The following is a 17,550-nucleotide window of genomic DNA, read 5'->3' as shown; positions in this document are numbered from 1 at the left end:
CTAAGGAGCCGATGCGAGACGTCGACAGCGGAATCCCGTCTCGTGACGCGCGAATGCGGTCACATCCTGCCCACGAATCGCAGGAGGCCTGTTCCGCTCCCGCAATTCAGAGTGATGCAGTCATCTGCACGCGCGGACCATACTCGAAGAGACCGAGCGCGGATTCGACCTCGACGAGCTTCCGGAGCAGCGGAGTGTCCGGATCGCTCGCGACGAAACCACAGGAGCTGTAGAAGGGGGCATTCCAGGGCACATCCACATACGTGCGGAGCGTGATCTCTGCGTACCCGCGGTCCCGTGCCTCCGTGAGAGCAGCCTCGACGAGCTCACGACCGATTCCCCGGCGCCCGTATGACGGAAGCACGGAAAGCTGTTCGAGGTGCGCATGGCCATCGATCTCGAGCACGTGGGCGAACCCGACGACAGGGGGCTCGACTGCTGCGTCGTCGGTGTGCTCGGCGACCAACACGAACCCCGGCGACGACGTGCGTTCGACCGCGGGCGTAGGGGGAGGCCAGTCGACCGCGCCGAAACGGTCGACCAGCAGCGCATCCGCGGCGATCTCGATGCGTTCGGTGGCGGCGTCGTCGTCAGGGGTGGCCGGACGGATGACGATCTCCATGATCTGGCAGCCAGGATCAGTTGGCCGAGGTCAGTCGGCCACGGCGGCGATGGCCTCGATCTCCACGAGCTGGTGGTCGTATCCGAGCACCGTGACGCCGAGGAGGGTGCTGGGGACGTCGTGCGCGCCGAAGGCGGCGTGGACCACATCCCAGGCGGTGACGAGGTCGGCCTGGGACGAGGAGGCTACCAGTACTCGTGTGCTGATGACATCGGTGAGGGACGCGCCGGCGACGTCGAGCGCCTCCTCGAGGGTCTCCACACACCTGGCTGCTTGTGCCGCGTAATCGCCGGGCGCGGCGGTCGAGCCGTCGTCGTTGAGCGGACACGCGCCCGCAAGGAAGATGAGGCGTGATCCGGACGGGGCTGTCGCGGCGTAGGCATAGGGAGCATCGGCGAGGGAAGTGGCCCGGATCAGTTGGACGGCGGAAGACATGGTTCGATCCTCTCATTCGGCAACAACGATGAAGGCCCCGTCCGCGTGGACGAGGCCTTCAACAGTGGGGGAGCGGCGACTACTCGCCGTCCTCCGACTTCTTGCGGGGTTTCTTCACCGGCTCGGTCGCGATGACCGTGCTGGGGGTGTTGGGCGTCTCGTCGACGTGCGTCTCGTCGACCGTGAGCGGGGCGTCGGGGAATCCTGCACGCTCGTGCGCGCCCTGGATCTCCGCAGCCTCGGTCTCGTCGTTCTGAGCCGTGACGTGGTGCTGGTGAGCATCCGCGGCCTCGACCTCCGCCTGGGTGAGCGGCGCCAGACGGTCCTCAAAGAACCAGCGCGAGATCGAAGAACGGAGGTTCTCCGTCCACGGGATGCGACCCTTCGCGTTCGGACGCACCACGAGCGGCTCGTAGGTGTCGACGTCGATGAGCTTCCAGCGGTCGTACTTGTCGACGGGCTGGTGCACCTCGATGAACTCGCCGCCGGGGAGGCGGACGATGCGGCCCGACTCGTAACCGTGCAGGACGATCTCGCGGTCCTTCTTCTGCAGCGCGATGCAGATGCGCTTGGTGATGAAGTAGCCGAGGATAGGTCCGAGGAAGAGCAGCGCCTGCAGGGTGTGGATGACGCCTTCCATCGTGAGCATGAAGTGCGTCGCGATGAGGTCGGAGGATGCGGCAGCCCACAGCACGGCGTAGAAGATGACGCCTGCGACGCCGATCGCGGTGCGGGTGGCCGCGTTGCGGGGGCGCTGTGCGATGTGGTGCTCGCGCTTGTCGCCGGTGACCCACGCCTCGATGAAGGGGTAGATCGCCACGGCCACGATGAACAGACCGAGGACCAGAACAGGCGCGATGATTCCGAAGGACCAGGTGTGGTTCAGGAAGACGATGTCCCAGTTCGACGGAGCGAGACGCAGGGCGCCATCCGCGAAGCCGATGTACCAGTCCGGCTGGGTGCCGGCGGAGACGGGGGAGGGGTCGTACGGGCCGTAGTTCCAGATCGGGTTGATCTGGAAGAAGGTCGCGATCAACACGATGGTGCCGAAGACGATGAACAGGTAGCCGCCCATCTTGGACATGTAGACCGGCATCATCGGGTAGCCCACGACGTTGTCGTTCGTGCGGCCGGGGCCGGCGAACTGCGTGTGCTTGTTGATGATCATCAGCATGAGGTGCACGACGATCAGCGCGATCACCAGCATCGGCAGCAGCAGGATGTGCAGCGTGTAGAGGCGGCCGACGATGTCGGTGCCCGGGAACTCTCCGCCGAACAGGAGGAAGGAGGTCCACGTGCCGATCAGGGGGAGGCCCTTGATCATTCCGTCGATGATGCGGAGACCGTTACCCGAGAGCAGGTCGTCGGGCAGCGAGTAGCCGGTGAAGCCCTCGGCCATCGCGAGGATGAAGAGGATGAAACCGATCACCCAGTTCAGCTCGCGCGGCTTGCGGAACGCACCGGTGAAGAACACGCGGAGCATGTGCACGCCGATGCCGGCGATGAACACCAGAGCCGCCCAGTGGTGGATCTGGCGGACCAGAAGGCCACCGCGCAGGTCGAACGAGATGTGCAGGGACGACTCGAGAGCCGCGGACATCTCGATTCCACGCATCGGCGCGTAGGCGCCGGTGTAGTGGGTCTCGACCATCGACGCCTGGAAGAAGAACGTCAGGAAGGTTCCGGAGAGGAACACGACCACGAAGCTCCACAGGGCGATCTCGCCGAGCATGAACGACCAGTGGTCGGGGAAGATCTTGCGTCCCAGCTCCTTGACGAAGCCGGAGAGGCTGGTGCGCTCATCGATGTAGTTCGACGCGGCACCGACGAAGCGACCGCCGAGGGGCGCCTTGGTGTCCTTGTCCTCTTTGGACAGCGTTGCGGTGCTCAATGGCGCTCCCAGAAGCTCGGGCCGACGGGTTCCGTGAAGTCGCTGCGTGCGACCAGGTAGCCCTCGTCATCGACGGTGATGGGCAGCTGCGGCAGCGGACGTGCCGCCGGGCCGAAGATGACCTTTGCGTGGTCCGTGACGTCGAACTGCGACTGGTGGCACGGGCACAGCAGGTGATGTGTCTGCTGCTCGTACAGTGCCACAGGGCAGCCGACGTGCGTGCAGACCTTGGAGTAGGCGACGATGCCGTCGTACGACCAGTCCTTGCGGTCCTCGGCCTCGATCAGCTGCTCGGGACGCAGGCGCATCATCAGCACGATGGCCTTGGCCTTCTCCTCGAGGTAACCGTCGCTGTGGCTGAGGGTGGCGAGCTCTTCCGGGATCACGTGGAAAGCGGAGCCGAGCGTGACGTCGGCCGCGCGGATCGGTGTGCCGTCGGGGTCGCGCACCAGGCGTGCTCCCTCTTCCCACATGGTGTGCTTGAGAAGCACGACCGGATCTCCCGCAGTGGGGTCATCCGGTGTGGAGTGCGGAGCCAGTCCGCGGAAGAGCGTCACACCAGGGATGATCGAGGCGACGATCGCGGCGAACAGCGAGTTGCGGATCATGGTGCGACGGCCGAAACCGGACTCCTCGTTCGCGTCCGAGAAGGCCTTGATGGCCGCCTCACGCGTGGAGTCCTTGCCGCGGGTCGGGTGGCGGTGCTCGATGAACTCCTTGTCGGACATGAGCGCCTTGGACCAGTGGATCGCACCGATGCCGAGGGCCAGCAGCGCGAGAGCGATGCCGAGACCGATGAAGAGGTTGTTCTGACGGATGTCGATGAGCGCGCCGCTCTCGATCGGGAACAGCATGTAGGCGGCGACCGCCCAGATGCTCCCGGCGAGCGAGAGGTAGAACAGCGTGTAGACAGTGCGGACAGCGGCCTTCTCTGCGCGCGGGTCCTTGTCGGTCATCCGCTCGCGGTGCGGCGGAAGCCCGGGGTTCTGCACGGGATCGCTGACTGCGACACCCAGCCCTGGAGAGGGCTGGTAGGCCCTGTCAAGAGCCTGCGAGTCGTCGTCGTGTGCCATGGTGCTCCTCGTACGTTCCTCTTCGATGATTAAGCGTCAGTTGGACTTCGCCGTGATCCACACGGTGACGGCGACGAGCGCGCCGATACCGAAGATCCACACGAACAGGCCCTCGGAGACCGGTCCGAGCGAGCCGAGCGAGAATCCACCGATCTGCACGGACTGCTGCTGGAAGAGCAGTGCCGAGATGATGTCGCGCTTGTCCTCGTCGGACAGGTTCATGTCGCCGAAGACCGGCATGTTCTGCGGGCCGGTGACCATGGCCGCGTACATGTGCAGTGCACTGGTCTCGCCGAGACCGGGAGCGTACTTGCCCTCGGTGAGCGCTCCACCGGCTGCGGCCACGTTGTGGCACATCGCGCAGTTGACGCGGAAGAGCTCCGCACCGTTGGAGACATCGCCCTTGCCGTCGAGGATCTGGTCCGACGGGAATGTCGGGCCAGGAGCCTCGGACTGGACGAAGGCGGCCATGGCGAGGATCTGGTCCTCGGTGAACTGCGGTGCCTTCTGCGGAGCCTGCGGGCCCTGCATCTGCAGCGGCATGCGGCCGGTCGACAGCTGGAATTCGGTGGCCAGCTCACCCACGCCGTACAGGCTGGGGCCGTTGGCGGTTCCCTGCAGGTCGAGACCGTGGCAGGTGGCGCAGTTGGCGGTGAACAGCTTCTTGCCGTCTTCCACCGTCAGCTGCGAGGTCGCAGCCGACTGGGTGTCGGTCGCGGCGAACGCGGCGGTCGCTCCGGCGTACACAGCGCCGGTGATCATGAGGCCTGCTCCGATGAGCGCGGCCGCCGCCAAAGGGCTGCGACGACCGCTGGAACGGCGCTTCTTCTCTCGTGCCATCTCGGGGATCAGCTCCGCTCTTATTTCAGGAAGTAGATAACGAGGAACAGCACGATCCAGACGACGTCGACGAAGTGCCAGTAGTAGGACACCACGATCGAGGAGGTCGCCTCCTTGTGCCGGAAGTTCTTGACCGCGTAGGCGCGGCCGATGACGAGCAGGAACGCGACCAGGCCACCCGTGACGTGCAGGGCGTGGAAGCCCGTGGTCAGGTAGAACGCGGAGGCGTACGAGTCTGCGCTGATCGGCATGCCTTCAGCCACCAGCTGCGCGTACTCCCAGACCTGGCCGGAGACGAAGATCGCGCCGAGGGCGAAGGTGAGGAAGAACCACTCGACCATTCCCCAGCCGAACAGACGACGGCGGCCGGCGCCGTTCTTCTGTCCCTTGCCGATCTTGTAGGGCTGCAGGTCTTCTGCCGCGAACACGCCCATCTGGCACGTGAACGAGGAGAGCACCAGGATCGCAGTGTTCACTGCGGCGAACGGGACGTTCAGCAGCTCGGTCCGGTCCGCCCACAGCTCCGGAGAGGTGCTGCGGAGGGTGAAGTAGATCGCGAAGAGTCCCGCGAAGAACATCACCTCGCTGCCGAGCCACACAATGGTGCCGACAGCTACCGGGTTGGGCCGCTTAATCGTTCTCGCCGCCGGGGCATACGTCGCTGAGGTCGTCACCCCTCCATTATGGCCGATCCGCGGGCGTGATTCTTGCACCTGCGGGCCCAGGATTGCCTGAGTTCGACTTAGGGGACCCTAAGAAAACACTGCGAATAGCCGGTGAATCCGCGGGAAACAAGGGATGGGCGCTGATCGCACGTCCGCCCGGAAGCATCTGCATGTTTTCTCCGCGCCGATAGGATCGCACACATGGCTGATTCCCTGACCTGGTCCGACGTGCTCACCTCTCTGTTGGAGCGCCGCGATCTCAGTGTGTGGGAGTCGACGTGGGCGATGCGCCAGATCATGCAAGGGAGTGTCACCGAGGCTCAGCTCGCCGGCTTCCTGGTCGCACTTCGGGCGAAGGGGGAGACGATCGACGAGATCGTCGGATTCCGTGACGCGATCCTCGAGGCCGCGGTGCCTCTTCCTGTCTCTCCTGACGTGCTGGACATCGTCGGTACCGGCGGCGATCGCGTCGGTACGGTGAACGTCTCGACCACCGCGGCGATCATCATCGGCGCCACCGGAGTGCCGGTGGTCAAGCACGGCAACCGTGCCGCGAGCTCGGCGTCCGGCTCCTCTGACGTGCTCGGAGCTCTCGGTCTCGAGCTGTCGCTCGATCCGTCGTCGGTCTCCTCTATCCTCGATCGCACCGGGATCACGTTCGCCTGGGCGGGGGCCTTCCATCCCGGGTTCAGGCACGCCGGTTCCGTCCGCGCCGAGCTCGGCGTTCCCACGGTCTTCAACATGCTCGGACCGCTCTGCAACCCGGCCCGCGCGGAGGCCAATGCGGTGGGCGTCGCACAGATCGAGCGCGTTCCCCTCATCACCGGTGTGTTCCGAACGCGTGGCGCGACGGCGCTCGTCTTCCGAGGGGATGACGGGCTCGACGAGCTGACCACCACGGGGCACAGTCGTATCTGGGAGGTCACGCGCGGAGACATCCATGAGCACGATCTCGACCCGCGTGATCTAGGCATCCCGATCGCCGACCTCGCGGACCTGATCGGAGGGTCACCGCAGCACAATGCAGAGGTGCTCAGGCGAACCCTCGCGGGCGAGACGGGCGCGGTGCGGGACATCGTGCTCCTCAACGCCGCCGCGGGCATCGTCGCCTTCGAGCTCTCCCAGGACGCCACACAGGTGCAGCGACCGATCCTCGAACGCCTTCGTGAGGGATACGACAAGGCGGCGGCTGCGGTGGACGACGGCCGCGCGCTGGCCAAGCTCGACCAGTGGATCTCGGTGAGTCGCGAGCTGGCTGCACCGAAGGAGTGACCGTGGATCCCGTCGACGCGCTGCTGGAGATCGCATCTCTGCTCGAGCGCGAGCGGGCCTCCCGGTATCGGGCGAAGGCGTTCCGGCAGGCGGCGGCGACGCTGCAGGACCTTCCCGAGGACGTCCGCGCCGACCCCACGCGGCTGCGCGCGGCGAAGGGGATCGGGGAGTCGACGTTCGCGGTGATCCGGCAGGCTCAGGCCGGGGAGGTGCCGGAGTACCTGGTCGAACTGCGCGGCGATGTCGAGCCGGAGCGGGTATCCGTGCTCCGATCGAAGCTGCGCGGTGATCTCCATGCGCACACTGACTGGTCCGACGGCACCACGCCCATCCCGGTGATGGCCGCGGCAGCGCGTGCGCTCGGGCACGAGTATCAGGCGATCACCGATCACTCGCCGCGACTTCGCGTGGCACGCGGGCTTTCCGCCGAACGGCTGCGGGAGCAGATTCCCTTGGTGCGCAAGGAGTCCGGTGAGGGCTTCACGCTTCTGGCCGGTATCGAGGTCGACATCCTCGAAGACGGCACTCTGGACCAGGAGGACTCTTTGCTCGGCGAGCTCGACATCGTCGTGGCGTCCGTGCATTCCAAGCTGCGCATGGACGCACGACCGATGACCGCGCGGATGATCGCCGCGGTGTCGCATCCGCGGGTGAACGTGCTCGGCCACTGCACCGGGCGATTGGTGCAAGGAGAGCGGGGGACCCGCCCGCAGTCGGTGTTCGATGCGGCTGCGGTCTTCGCCGCGTGCGCCGAGAACGGCGTCGCCGTCGAGATCAACTCCCGCCCCGAGCGGCAGGATCCACCGGACGAACTGATCGCGATCGCCCTCGAGGCGGGATGCCTGTTCTCCATCGACTCGGATGCGCACGCACCAGGACAGCTCTCTCTGCTCGATCACGGCGCCGAGCGCGCAGAGCGTGCAGGCGTTCCCGCCTCGCGGATCGTCACGACGTGGGGGCTTTCCCGACTGCTCGCCTGGGCGGAGTAGACGTAGCGGCCCCGAGAACGATCAGGACGCGGGGGCGGCCTTCGACACAGCGGCGACCGCGCGCGTCATGGAGCCGCCGAGATTCCACTTCTCGGCCAGGGTGTTCGCCGCGTCGACCTCTGAGGGGTCGAGCACGTGGAGTGGAACGTCCGGCGCAGTGATGGGGAGGGACCTGGCCACCGCGACCACCGTCGGAGCCACGTCGAGGTAGGCGGTCGCTGCGAGGATCTTCGCGCGTACCCCGGCGCTCATGCCTTCTCCCGTCTCGGCAGCGGCGCGGATGCCCTTGAGGTCGGAGTGCGCCTGCAGGAGCGTCGCGGCGGTCTTGTCTCCGACACCGGGGACGCCGGGGAGGCCGTCGGAGGAATCGCCGCGCATCGTGGCGAAGTCGGCGTACTGGGAGGGGAGTACCCCGTACTTCGCGACGACCGTCGCGTCGGTCACGACTTCGAGATTGCTCATGCCGCGCGCGGTGTAGATCACACGCACATCGCGGGCATCGTCGACGAGCTGGAAGAGGTCGCGGTCGCCCGTGACGATGTCTACCGGCATCGTGGCGTCGGTGGCCAGGGTTCCGATGACGTCGTCGGCCTCATGGTCGGCGACACCGATGATGGGGATGCCGATCGCAGCGAGCGTCTCGCGTATGAGGGGGATCTGCGCTTCGAGCGGGTCGGGTACCTCTTCGACATCGGGCCCATTCGCGATGACCTCGACGACGCGGTGCGTCTTGTAGCTCGGGATGAGATCCACGCGCCACTGCGGCCGCCAGTCGTCGTCCCAGCAGGCGATGACGTGCGTGGGCTCGTAGAGCGTGACGAGCTTGGCGACGATGTCGAGCAGACCCCGCGCCGCGTTGATCGGAGAGCCGTCCGGCGCGGTCACCTTGTCGGGGACGCCGTAGAACGCACGGAAGTAGAGGCTGGCGGTGTCGAGCAGCATGAGGCGATCGGTCACGAGCACAGTCTGACACGGGTCTCCGACCCGGCACCGGCCCCCTGCGTCGGCGGCGTGGCCCACCAGCCGTGGATGAGACGATCCTGGGTGTCGTGACACACAGGAGTATGAATGCTCTCCCTCGAACGCTGTCCGCTGTGATCCTGGGCGGGGTGGTGCTCGCCGGAGTCCTGGCCGGCTGTGCGGCATCTGCGGGCACCTCCCCGGCCCCGGAGTCGACATCCGACCCCGACGCATCCGATGCCTCGTACGCGCCGCGGGCGGCGTGGCTCGATGCGACGTCGTTCGTGCTGAAGACGTGGGGCGACGCATGCGCACCGCAGATCGGTGACCTCGTGGCGGGGGAGCAGTCGCTGGAGATCGTGCTCGTCGCCGGGCCGGACCAGGCGTGTGCCGCTGTGCAGACGGCGCACGGCCTCTACCTCGGCCTCCCCGCCGGGTTCGACTCCTCCCGCCCTGTCGAGCTGACGGTGACCGAGGTCGGGGGAGAGAAGGCCGAGCTCACCCTGCCGGCACTCGCAACCGGGGAGATCATCCCGGCCGATCGGATGCCGCCGCAGACCCCCGCGGCGGCGTGGATAGACGCGCATGAGCTCGCGATCCTCACATGGGGCTCGTCCACCTGTGTGCCGGCCTCGGGAGCGCTGGAAACCGTGAATGCGAAGGAAGGGATCATCCGACTGGAGCCGAGTGCGAACGAGGTGTGCACGATGGACCTGGTCCCGCAGATCACCTTCGTGCCTGCGGAAGGCATCGAGGACGACGCCGTCTTGACCCTCGAGGGCTTCGTCGATGCCGACGGCGCTGCGGCGGTCGTGACTGCCGTGCGATAGCGCGCCTGTCGGTCCGACTCAGCACCCCGGTGCTGTCGGTCTCTGCTCGCAGGTGTGGGCCACGAGGGCGGTATGCGCTTCGAAGATGCGTATCTCCCGATCCGGACCAGGAATCGTGAGCTGCCCGGTCACCGGGAACCAGCCCCCGCCGAGATCGACCTCTGCGGTGTAGCGCACGGTGACGTGGGCCCGGTAGGTGCCGCGCTCGTCATAGGTGTGACTCGTCGTGGTGGGCGTGAACGGTGCCTGGCCGAGCGCTGACCAGGTCTGTCCGCCTGTGCTCGAGGTCGCGGAGGTGCCGTCGCCGTGCACGAACTCATACCCGACAGGCGTGAACCGCACGGTGAGAACCGTGCCGAACAGCGATCCTGAGCGGGTGTGCACCGCTGCTGCAGCGACGAAGTTCGTCGGCATGCCGGCGACGCCGAGGTTGTCGGGCTCTCCCACATTCGCCACGGGATCGGGCGCGAACTGTGCGAGGTCGTCGATGGTGATGGTCGGGGCGGCAGTCGCGTCCTGCGCGGGATCGGTCGGCGGCTCCTCATCGGACACCGCGCGGAAGCACCCGCGGGAGCTGTTCCAGTCGTCGAGGCAGGAATCGAAGTCGAACTCGTGCACGGGGAGTCCGGGACCGGAGGGGGAGGGCGGAGCGTCTCCTCGGGGCGAGCCGCTGTGGGGTGTGCCGGAGGAGGGTTGCGTCTGGGTGCCCGAGATCACCACCGTCTGCTGGTCATTTCCGACAGCGACATCTGCTCCTCCGACCCCGCCACCATCTCCGCCCGAAGCTAATGCGATGACTACGGCTGACGTCAGGAGCCCACTCATCCGGCGCATGCTAGGTCGGTATCGCGGTCAGCGCGGTCGATATTCATGTGCCCACCAGAAAAGACGAATGTGACTCGCAGCGGGTTGAGATCAGGGCGATCGGGTGACGTTACCGGGTTGCCCGATTGATCCACCACGTCGGAGTGGCTCACATCCACGCAGACCGCTGCTTCTACACGTTCAAACGGGGGAACCGTTCGGATTCCGTCAAAGCCAGCTACTGTCATGGTTCCGGTGAAGGCGTAGTTCTTTGCGTGGAGTTCCGATAGTGTCTTCCGATCTGCCGCTTCGAAGTCACCGCTCGTTAGATCAAACACGGGCCCGAACGTCCCTGGATCACCGAGATCGACGCTATTCAGAGCGTCCGTGTAGGCCCGGTAGGTCTCCTCGGCGGCGGCGAAGGCTTCCTCTTCCGAGGCGAACGCTGCGGTCGGAGTGGGCTTCGGGGCTGGCGACGGCGTGCATCCGGCGAGGACCATGACGCCGAGAACCATCGCGAAGGCGCCGAAGCGGCGGGATGTGGCGGGAGCGGGAGTCGGCGAGATCACCCCGTCACGGTAGTCGGAAGCGCCACGAGCCCGCGGGAGTTATCCACAGTCGGTCGGTCCGCCGAATCCGACTCCTGCTGTATCAGAACTTCTGATAGCCTTAACCGTCACTCGTGGCGTGCATGCGCATGCCCTCGTGGCGAGAAAACCAAAATCCAACTGCTGTGAAGCATGCTGTCGGCCGTGCGCGGTCTTTGCCTCTCAGCCCGAGTCTCCATTCAACAAGGACAACCCACTACATGACTACCGCAACGACCGCCCCGGCCACCAAGCAGGTCGCCATCAACGACATCGGATCTGCTGAGGACTTCCTGGCCGCGGTCGAGAAGACCCTGAAGTTCTTCAACGACGGCGACATCATCGAAGGCACGATCGTCAAGATCGACCGCGATGAGGTCCTCCTCGATGTCGGCTACAAGACCGAGGGTGTCATCCCCTCGCGTGAGCTCTCGATCAAGCACGACGTCGACCCCAACGAGGTCGTCGCTGTCGGCGATCTGGTCGAGGCCCTCGTTCTCCAGAAGGAGGACAAGGAAGGCCGTCTGATCCTCTCCAAGAAGCGCGCACAGTACGAGCGTGCCTGGGGAGACGTCGAGAAGATCAAGGAGAACGACGGCGTCGTCACCGGTACGGTCATCGAGGTCGTCAAGGGTGGACTCATCGTCGACATCGGACTCCGCGGCTTCCTGCCGGCCTCGCTCATCGAGCTGCGCCGCGTCCGCGACCTCACGCCGTACCTCGGCCAGGAGATCGAGGCCAAGATCCTCGAGCTCGACAAGAACCGCAACAACGTCGTCCTGAGCCGCCGCGCGCTGCTCGAGCAGACGCAGTCGGAGTCGCGCACCACGTTCCTGAACAACCTGCACAAGGGTCAGGTCCGCAAGGGTGTCGTCTCGTCGATCGTCAACTTCGGTGCGTTCGTCGACCTGGGTGGCGTGGACGGCCTCGTGCACGTCTCCGAGCTGTCCTGGAAGCACATCGAGCACGCCTCCGAGGTCGTCGAGGTGGGCCAGGAGGTCACCGTCGAGATCCTCGAGGTCGACCTCGACCGCGAGCGCGTCTCCCTGTCGCTGAAGGCGACGCAGGAGGACCCGTGGCAGGTCTTCGCCCGTACCCACGCGATCGGTCAGGTCACGCCGGGTAAGGTCACCAAGCTCGTTCCGTTCGGTGCGTTCGTCCGCGTCGCAGACGGCATCGAGGGCCTCGTCCACATCTCCGAGCTCTCCAGCAAGCACGTCGAGCTGGCTGAGCAGGTCGTCTCCGTCGGCGAAGAGGTCTTCGTCAAGGTCATCGACATCGACCTCGAGCGTCGTCGCATCTCGCTGTCGCTGAAGCAGGCCAACGAGTCGGTCGACCCCAACGGCACCGAGTTCGACCCGGCCCTGTACGGCATGCTCGCCGAGTACGACGAGAACGGCGAGTACAAGTACCCGGAGGGCTTCGACGCCGAGACCGGTGCATGGAAGGAAGGCTTCGACGCCCAGCGCGAGGCATGGGAGCAGGAGTACGCTGCAGCCCAGGCTCGCTGGGAGGCGCACAAGGCTCAGGTCGTCAAGGCGGCCGAGGCCGAGGCTGCGGCCGGCGAAGACTTCGGCGGCCAGTCCTTCACGAGCGAGGCTGCCGGCGCCGGCACCCTCGCCGACGACGAGGCTCTCGCCGCTCTGCGCGAGAAGCTCTCGGGCGGTAACGCTTAAGCAGCATTCTGAAACGGGTCGTCACCTCGCCTCCGGGCGGGTGTGGCGGCCCGTTTCGCATGTGCGGACCGCGGCTGCCCGCCCGTGACGCAACATTACGACCGCATTCGTAACAGAACACGCGCTCGGCCAGCATGGGCATATGACCACCCTGCTGCCGGCGCCGCATACGACCGATGCCTCTGCGGCGGCCGGTGCAGCGCAGGAAGTGCGGCTCGAAGGTGTAGAACGGTCCTTCCCTCTCGCGCGGGGACGCCGCGACGTCCTGCGCGGCGTGGACCTCGAGGTCTCCGCCGGAGAGATCGTCGCCGTCGTCGGGCCTTCCGGCTGCGGAAAGTCGACGCTCCTCCGTCTGGTCGGCGGTCTGGACTCCCCGACACGGGGTGCCATCCGCCTCGAGGACACACCCGTAGCGGCGGTCGACGACCGCACCGCCGTCGCCTTCCAGGAGCCACGACTGCTCCCGTGGCGCACGATCGCCCAGAACGTCGAACTGGGCCTGCCGCGCGGCACCGCGCGCCGCGCGGGACGCGATCGTGTACGAGAACTTCTGCACCTGGTCGGCCTCGACGATGCCGCCGATCAGCGACCGCGAGAGGTATCCGGCGGGATGGCGCAGCGTGCATCCCTCGCCAGAGCCCTTGCCAGGAACCCCGGTGTCCTGCTGCTCGATGAGCCTTTCGGGGCGCTCGACGCGCTCACGCGCCTGCGGATGCACGATCTGCTGCTGAAGATCCACGCCGCAGAGCCGACCACCGTGCTCCTCGTGACGCACGATGTCGAGGAAGCGCTCTATCTCGCCGATCGCGTCCTGCTCCTGCGCACGCTGAGCGCGACCCGACCTGACGAGTCATCCATCGCCCGCACGATCACCGTGCCAGGCGCCCGTCCCCGTGACCGCGCCGATCGTGGTCTCGCCGACCTGCGCGCCGAGCTCCTCGAGGGCCTCGGCGTAGACACCCACCACCGCACCGCCGAGGAGACCCGATGAGCATCACCACCCGCCGAATCATCCCTGCGATCGCCATCGCGGGGACGATGATGCTCGTCGCCACCGGCTGCGTCGCCGGAGAGAACGCTGCTGCCACCGACGCGAAGCCCACATCCGGCACGACCGAATGGTCGTCCGACACGCTGTCGATCGATTTCGCGACATACAACCCGCTGAGCCTGGTGATCCGCGACCAGGGCATCCTGGAGGACATCCTCGGAGATGACGTCACCGTGGAGTGGGTGCAGTCCGCCGGCTCGAACAAGGCGAACGAACTGCTGCGGTCCGGTTCGGTCGACGTCGGCTCGACGGCCGGCTCCGCAGCGCTCCTGGCCCGAGCGAACGGCTCGCCCATCCAGGTCATCGACATCTTCTCGCAGCCCGAGTGGGCGGCGATCGTCGTCGGACCGGACAGCGACATCACGTCGATCGAAGACCTCACGGGCAAGTCCGTCGCCGCGACCAAGGGGACCGACCCGTACTTCTTCCTGCTCCAGGCGCTCGAAGAAGGGGGCCTGTCGCTGTCGGACGTCGAAGTGCAGAACCTTCAGCACGCGGACGGTCGTGCCGCCCTCGACGGCGGTTCGGTGGATGCGTGGTCCGGCCTCGACCCGATCATGGCAGCCGCCGAGGCGGAGTCGGGCGACAAGCTCGTCTACCGCAACGTCGACTTCAACACGTACGGGTTCCTGAACGCGACCGAGGACTTCATCACGAACCACCCCGACCTCGCGCAAGCGGTCGTGGATGCGTACGAGAAGGCACGAGAGTGGGCGCTGGCGAACCCCGACGAGACGGCAGCGCTCCTCGCCGAGGTGGCAGGCATCGACATCGGCGTCGCCACCACCGTGATCCAGGAGCGTTCGAACCTCGACGTGAGCGGCATCCCGGGTGACGATCAGATCGGCGTCCTGGAGAAGATCGCGCCCGTGCTCGTCGAGTCCGGCGACGTGCAGGGCGGCAAGGACTCGGTCGACAAGGCGCTGTCCTCGATCGTGAACGCGACGTTCGCCGAGAAGGCGGTCGGCGGCGAGTGAGCGAACTCGACCAGCGCGTGCTCGTGCCCGCGGACTCGCGGGACGCGCTCGACTTCGCCAAGGGCGAGCTCCGACGTCCGAACCGCGGCGCACGACGATCCTGGGACCGCCCCGTCGTGCGGATCGTGGCAGGGCTGCTGCTCCCGGCGATCATCCTGATCGTCTGGCAGGTGGTGACGACGAACGGACTCGTCCCGCCCTACCGTCTGCCCACACCCGTCTCGGTCCTCCAGGCAGGCATCGAGCTGGCCGAGACCGGGCAGCTCTGGACGCACATCGCCATCTCGGTGCAACGCGTACTGCTCGGATTCGCGATCGGCTCGGTGATCGGACTCGCCGCGGCCGGTGTGGTGGGCCTGTCACGGCTCGGGGACGTGCTGCTGAGCCCGACGCTCGCCGCCGTGAGGGCTGTGCCCTCGTTGGCCTGGGTGCCGCTGCTCATCCTCTGGATGCAGATCGGTGAGGAGTCGAAGGTCACGCTGATCGCGATCGGAGCGTTCTTCCCCGTCTACACGACCGTCGCCTCGGCGCTCCGACACGTGGATCCGCAGCTCGTCGAGGCCGGGCGCTCGTTCAGCCTGCGCGGATGGTCACTGTTCCGCATCGTGCAGCTGCCCGCGGTCGTACCGTCCGTCGTGTCCGGGCTCCGCCTCGCGCTCGCACAGGCGTGGCTGTTCCTGGTGGCCGCAGAGCTCATCGCTTCCTCGATGGGCCTCGGCTTCCTGCTGACCGACTCCCAGAACAGTGGCCGTGTCGATCGGATCCTGCTCTCGATCGTGCTGCTGGCACTGCTCGGTACGGTGACCAACGGAGTCCTCGCCCTGGCAGAGAAGTACCTGCTGCGACGGTGGGTGTGAGCGTGACCGAGGCCCGGCTGCAGGAGACACGCGTCTACGCGCCGTCGAACGACTTCCCGGAGGCGAACGTCTCCGGTGAGGCCTATGCGCGCGCGGCAGCGGATCCCGTCGCGTTCTGGGAGGACGCCGCTCGACGCCTCGACTGGGCGAAGCCGTGGGACACCGCGCACGAGTGGGAGCCTCCGATCGGAGATGCGGTTCCCGCCGCGCGCTGGTTCGTCGGAGGGCGGATCAACGTGGCCGTCAACTGCGTGGACCGGCACGTCGATGCCGGTCGGGGAGCCAAGGTGGCGCTGTACTTCGAAGGGGAGCCGGGCGACCGCATCGCGGTGACGTACTCCGATCTGCAGCAGCGGGTCGCACGCGCCGCGAATGCTCTCGTGGCGCTCGGCATCGAGCCGGGTGATCGTGTGGTGATCTACCTGCCCGTGCTCGTGGAGACGATCGTCATCACGCTCGCCTGTGCCCGGATAGGAGCCGTGCACTCCCTGGTGTTCGGGGGATTCTCCGCGGAGGCCGTGCGCTTCCGCCTCGAGGACACCGGAGCGAAGCTGCTGGTGACGAGCGACGGACAGTTCCGACGCGGCACCGCCACCGAGGTGAAGTCGACGGCCGATGCGGCGGCCGCGGACCTCCCCGACCTCGAGCATGTGCTCGTGCTCCGACGCACGGGCCAGCAGGTGCCGTGGACCGAAGGTCGGGACGTCTGGTGGCACGAGGTGGTCGACACGGCATCGCCGGCGCACGACGCCCCGGCGTTCGATGCCGAGCATCCTCTCTTCATCATCTACACGTCCGGCACCACCGGGAAGCCGAAGGGACTCGTCCACACGTCGGGCGGGTACCTCACGCAGGCGAGCTGGGCGCACTGGGCGCATTTCGACGCGAAGCCCGACGACGTGCACTGGTGCACGGCCGATCTGGCCTGGGTGACCGCGCACACCTACGAGATCTACGGTCCGCTGTCGAACGGGCTGACCCAGGTCATCTACGAAGGCACGCCGGACTCGCCGCACCGGGAGCGACACCTCGAGATCATCGAGCGCTACGGCGTGACCGTCTACTACACGGCGCCCACGCTGATCCGTACCTTCATGACCTGGTTCGGCGCCGATCTCCCTGGGGTCCACGGCCTCTCGACGCTCCGTCTGCTCGGTACGGTGGGCGAGGCGATCAACCCCGAGGCGTGGGTATGGTTCCGGAAGAACTTCGGCCGGGATGCGCTGCCGGTGATCGACACCTGGTGGCAGTCCGAGACCGGTGCCGCGATGATCGCCCCGCTGCCGGGCGTCACGCGCCTCAAGCCGGGCTCGGCCTCGGTGCCGCTCCCGGGGATCGATGCCGCGGTGGTCGATGCCGAGGGGCATCCGGTCGAACCGGGACGTTCGGGGACGCTCGTCGTGCGCCGACCCTGGCCGGGCATGGCCCGCACCGTCTGGGGTGATCCGGAGCGCTATCGCGACTCGTACTGGTCGGCCTACGCCGGTCGGGGAGAGTTCGGCGGCTTCTACGTCGCCGGCGACGGGGCGACCGTCGACATCGACGGGTACATCTGGATCCTCGGGCGACTCGATGACGTCGTCAACGTCTCGGGTCACCGACTCTCCACCATCGAGATCGAGTCGGCCCTCGTCGCTCACGACACCGTCGGCGAAGCGGGTTCAGCCGGGGTCTCCGATCCCGTCACCGGCCAGGCCGTCGTCGCGTTCGTGACGGCTTCGGGCCGGGCCGAGGTGACGCCGGCCGACCTCCGCGCTCAGGTCGCGCGGTCGATCGGCCCCGTCGCCAAGCCGAAGCACATCGTCGTGGTCCCCGACCTGCCCAAGACCCGGTCGGGCAAGATCATGCGCCGGCTCCTGGCGCAGCTCTGGGAGGCCGAGCAGGCACGAAGGCAGGGTCGCGAGGCCCTGCAGCTCGGTGACACGACGTCGTTGCAGAATCCCTGGGCCGTCGCGGACATCGCCGACGTGCTCTCCACAGCGGAACTGCGCTCTTGAACTCCGCTTCTGAATCGAGGACAT

At 66.9% G+C, this 17,550-nt stretch carries 17 protein-coding genes; 8 read left to right on the top strand and 9 right to left on the bottom strand.

The features are described from left to right. Positions 1-106: 106 nt before the first annotated feature. The 6 genes from AAY78_RS16170 to ctaE form a co-directional block, all read right to left on the bottom strand. Positions 107-622 carry a GNAT family N-acetyltransferase gene (locus AAY78_RS16170; protein ID WP_046749298.1) on the bottom strand — a complete coding sequence of 172 codons (516 nt, stop codon included), beginning with the start codon at positions 620-622 and terminating at the stop codon, positions 107-109. Positions 623-652: 30 nt separating this feature from the next. Beyond that, on the bottom strand, positions 653-1,057 hold the full coding sequence (locus AAY78_RS16165) for a RidA family protein (protein WP_046749297.1): 405 nt from the start codon (positions 1,055-1,057) through the stop codon (positions 653-655). 79 nt (positions 1,058-1,136) lie between these two features. After that, positions 1,137-2,948 carry a cytochrome bc1 complex cytochrome b subunit gene (gene qcrB, locus AAY78_RS16160; protein ID WP_046749296.1) on the bottom strand — a complete coding sequence of 604 codons (1,812 nt, stop codon included), beginning with the start codon at positions 2,946-2,948 and terminating at the stop codon, positions 1,137-1,139. Further along, entirely contained in the window at positions 2,945-4,021 is a 1,077-nt protein-coding gene (gene qcrA, locus AAY78_RS16155; RefSeq protein ID WP_046749295.1) for a cytochrome bc1 complex Rieske iron-sulfur subunit, read from the bottom strand. Before qcrA ends, qcrB begins: the two co-directional genes overlap by 4 nt. 36 nt (positions 4,022-4,057) lie before the next feature. After that, positions 4,058-4,861 carry a cytochrome bc1 complex diheme cytochrome c subunit gene (gene qcrC, locus AAY78_RS16150; RefSeq protein WP_046749294.1) on the bottom strand — a complete coding sequence of 268 codons (804 nt, stop codon included), beginning with the start codon at positions 4,859-4,861 and terminating at the stop codon, positions 4,058-4,060. 20 nt (positions 4,862-4,881) lie between these two features. Beyond that, complete coding sequence (ctaE, locus tag AAY78_RS16145) at positions 4,882-5,535, bottom strand: aa3-type cytochrome oxidase subunit III (protein WP_031206006.1); 654 nt, start codon at positions 5,533-5,535, stop codon at positions 4,882-4,884. 192 nt (positions 5,536-5,727) lie between these two features. Between ctaE and trpD the strand changes: the two genes are divergently transcribed. Both trpD and AAY78_RS16135 read left to right on the top strand, forming a co-directional pair. Then, positions 5,728-6,798, top strand: a complete 1,071-nt coding sequence (trpD, locus tag AAY78_RS16140; RefSeq protein WP_046749293.1) for an anthranilate phosphoribosyltransferase — start codon at positions 5,728-5,730, stop codon at positions 6,796-6,798. A gap of 2 nt (positions 6,799-6,800) precedes the next feature. Then, the gene (locus tag AAY78_RS16135; RefSeq protein ID WP_197077713.1) at positions 6,801-7,787 is read left to right on the top strand and encodes a PHP domain-containing protein; all 987 of its coding nucleotides are present in this window, start codon (positions 6,801-6,803) and stop codon (positions 7,785-7,787) included. A gap of 21 nt (positions 7,788-7,808) precedes the next feature. On the opposite strand, the gene AAY78_RS16130 is transcribed toward AAY78_RS16135, so the two are convergent. Continuing rightward, the gene (locus tag AAY78_RS16130; RefSeq protein ID WP_046749427.1) at positions 7,809-8,744 is read right to left on the bottom strand and encodes a 5'-3' exonuclease; all 936 of its coding nucleotides are present in this window, start codon (positions 8,742-8,744) and stop codon (positions 7,809-7,811) included. A gap of 107 nt (positions 8,745-8,851) precedes the next feature. Between AAY78_RS16130 and AAY78_RS16125 the strand changes: the two genes are divergently transcribed. Beyond that, positions 8,852-9,577: a hypothetical protein gene (locus AAY78_RS16125; RefSeq protein WP_046749291.1), complete on the top strand. Its 726-nt coding sequence runs from the start codon at positions 8,852-8,854 to the stop codon at positions 9,575-9,577. 18 nt (positions 9,578-9,595) lie between these two features. Here the strand turns inward: AAY78_RS16125 and AAY78_RS16120 are convergent, their stop codons facing one another. Together AAY78_RS16120 and AAY78_RS19770 are read right to left on the bottom strand one after the other, a co-directional pair. After that, positions 9,596-10,402: a hypothetical protein gene (locus AAY78_RS16120; protein ID WP_231589735.1), complete on the bottom strand. Its 807-nt coding sequence runs from the start codon at positions 10,400-10,402 to the stop codon at positions 9,596-9,598. Continuing rightward, the gene (locus AAY78_RS19770) at positions 10,399-10,950 is read right to left on the bottom strand and encodes a hypothetical protein (protein ID WP_156172667.1); all 552 of its coding nucleotides are present in this window, start codon (positions 10,948-10,950) and stop codon (positions 10,399-10,401) included. Before AAY78_RS19770 ends, AAY78_RS16120 begins: the two co-directional genes overlap by 4 nt. A 239-nt stretch (positions 10,951-11,189) precedes the next feature. On the opposite strand from AAY78_RS19770, the gene rpsA reads away from it, so the two are divergent. From rpsA to acs, 5 genes are all read left to right on the top strand, one after another. Next, positions 11,190-12,644, top strand: coding sequence for a 30S ribosomal protein S1 (rpsA, locus tag AAY78_RS16115; protein WP_046749289.1), 1,455 nt, complete (start codon positions 11,190-11,192; stop codon positions 12,642-12,644). 142 nt (positions 12,645-12,786) lie between these two features. Continuing rightward, positions 12,787-13,635, top strand: a complete 849-nt coding sequence (locus AAY78_RS16110; RefSeq protein WP_046749288.1) for an ABC transporter ATP-binding protein — start codon at positions 12,787-12,789, stop codon at positions 13,633-13,635. Further along, positions 13,632-14,672 carry an aliphatic sulfonate ABC transporter substrate-binding protein gene (locus AAY78_RS16105; RefSeq protein ID WP_046749287.1) on the top strand — a complete coding sequence of 347 codons (1,041 nt, stop codon included), beginning with the start codon at positions 13,632-13,634 and terminating at the stop codon, positions 14,670-14,672. Before AAY78_RS16110 ends, AAY78_RS16105 begins: the two co-directional genes overlap by 4 nt. Beyond that, complete coding sequence (locus AAY78_RS16100; protein ID WP_046749286.1) at positions 14,669-15,529, top strand: ABC transporter permease; 861 nt, start codon at positions 14,669-14,671, stop codon at positions 15,527-15,529. Before AAY78_RS16105 ends, AAY78_RS16100 begins: the two co-directional genes overlap by 4 nt. Further along, a complete protein-coding gene (gene acs / locus AAY78_RS16095; protein WP_046749285.1) occupies positions 15,520-17,526 on the top strand; it encodes an acetate--CoA ligase in 2,007 nt (668 codons plus the stop codon). The genes AAY78_RS16100 and acs overlap by 10 nt, the downstream gene beginning before the upstream one ends. The last annotated feature ends 24 nt before the right edge of the window (positions 17,527-17,550 follow it).

It is taken from the genome of Microbacterium sp. Ag1, assembly GCF_001005635.1.
GTDB lineage: Bacteria > Actinomycetota > Actinomycetes > Actinomycetales > Microbacteriaceae > Microbacterium > Microbacterium oxydans.
The sequence above is the reverse complement of the archived record's forward strand: the minus strand, read 5'-3'. Positions and strand labels throughout refer to the sequence as shown.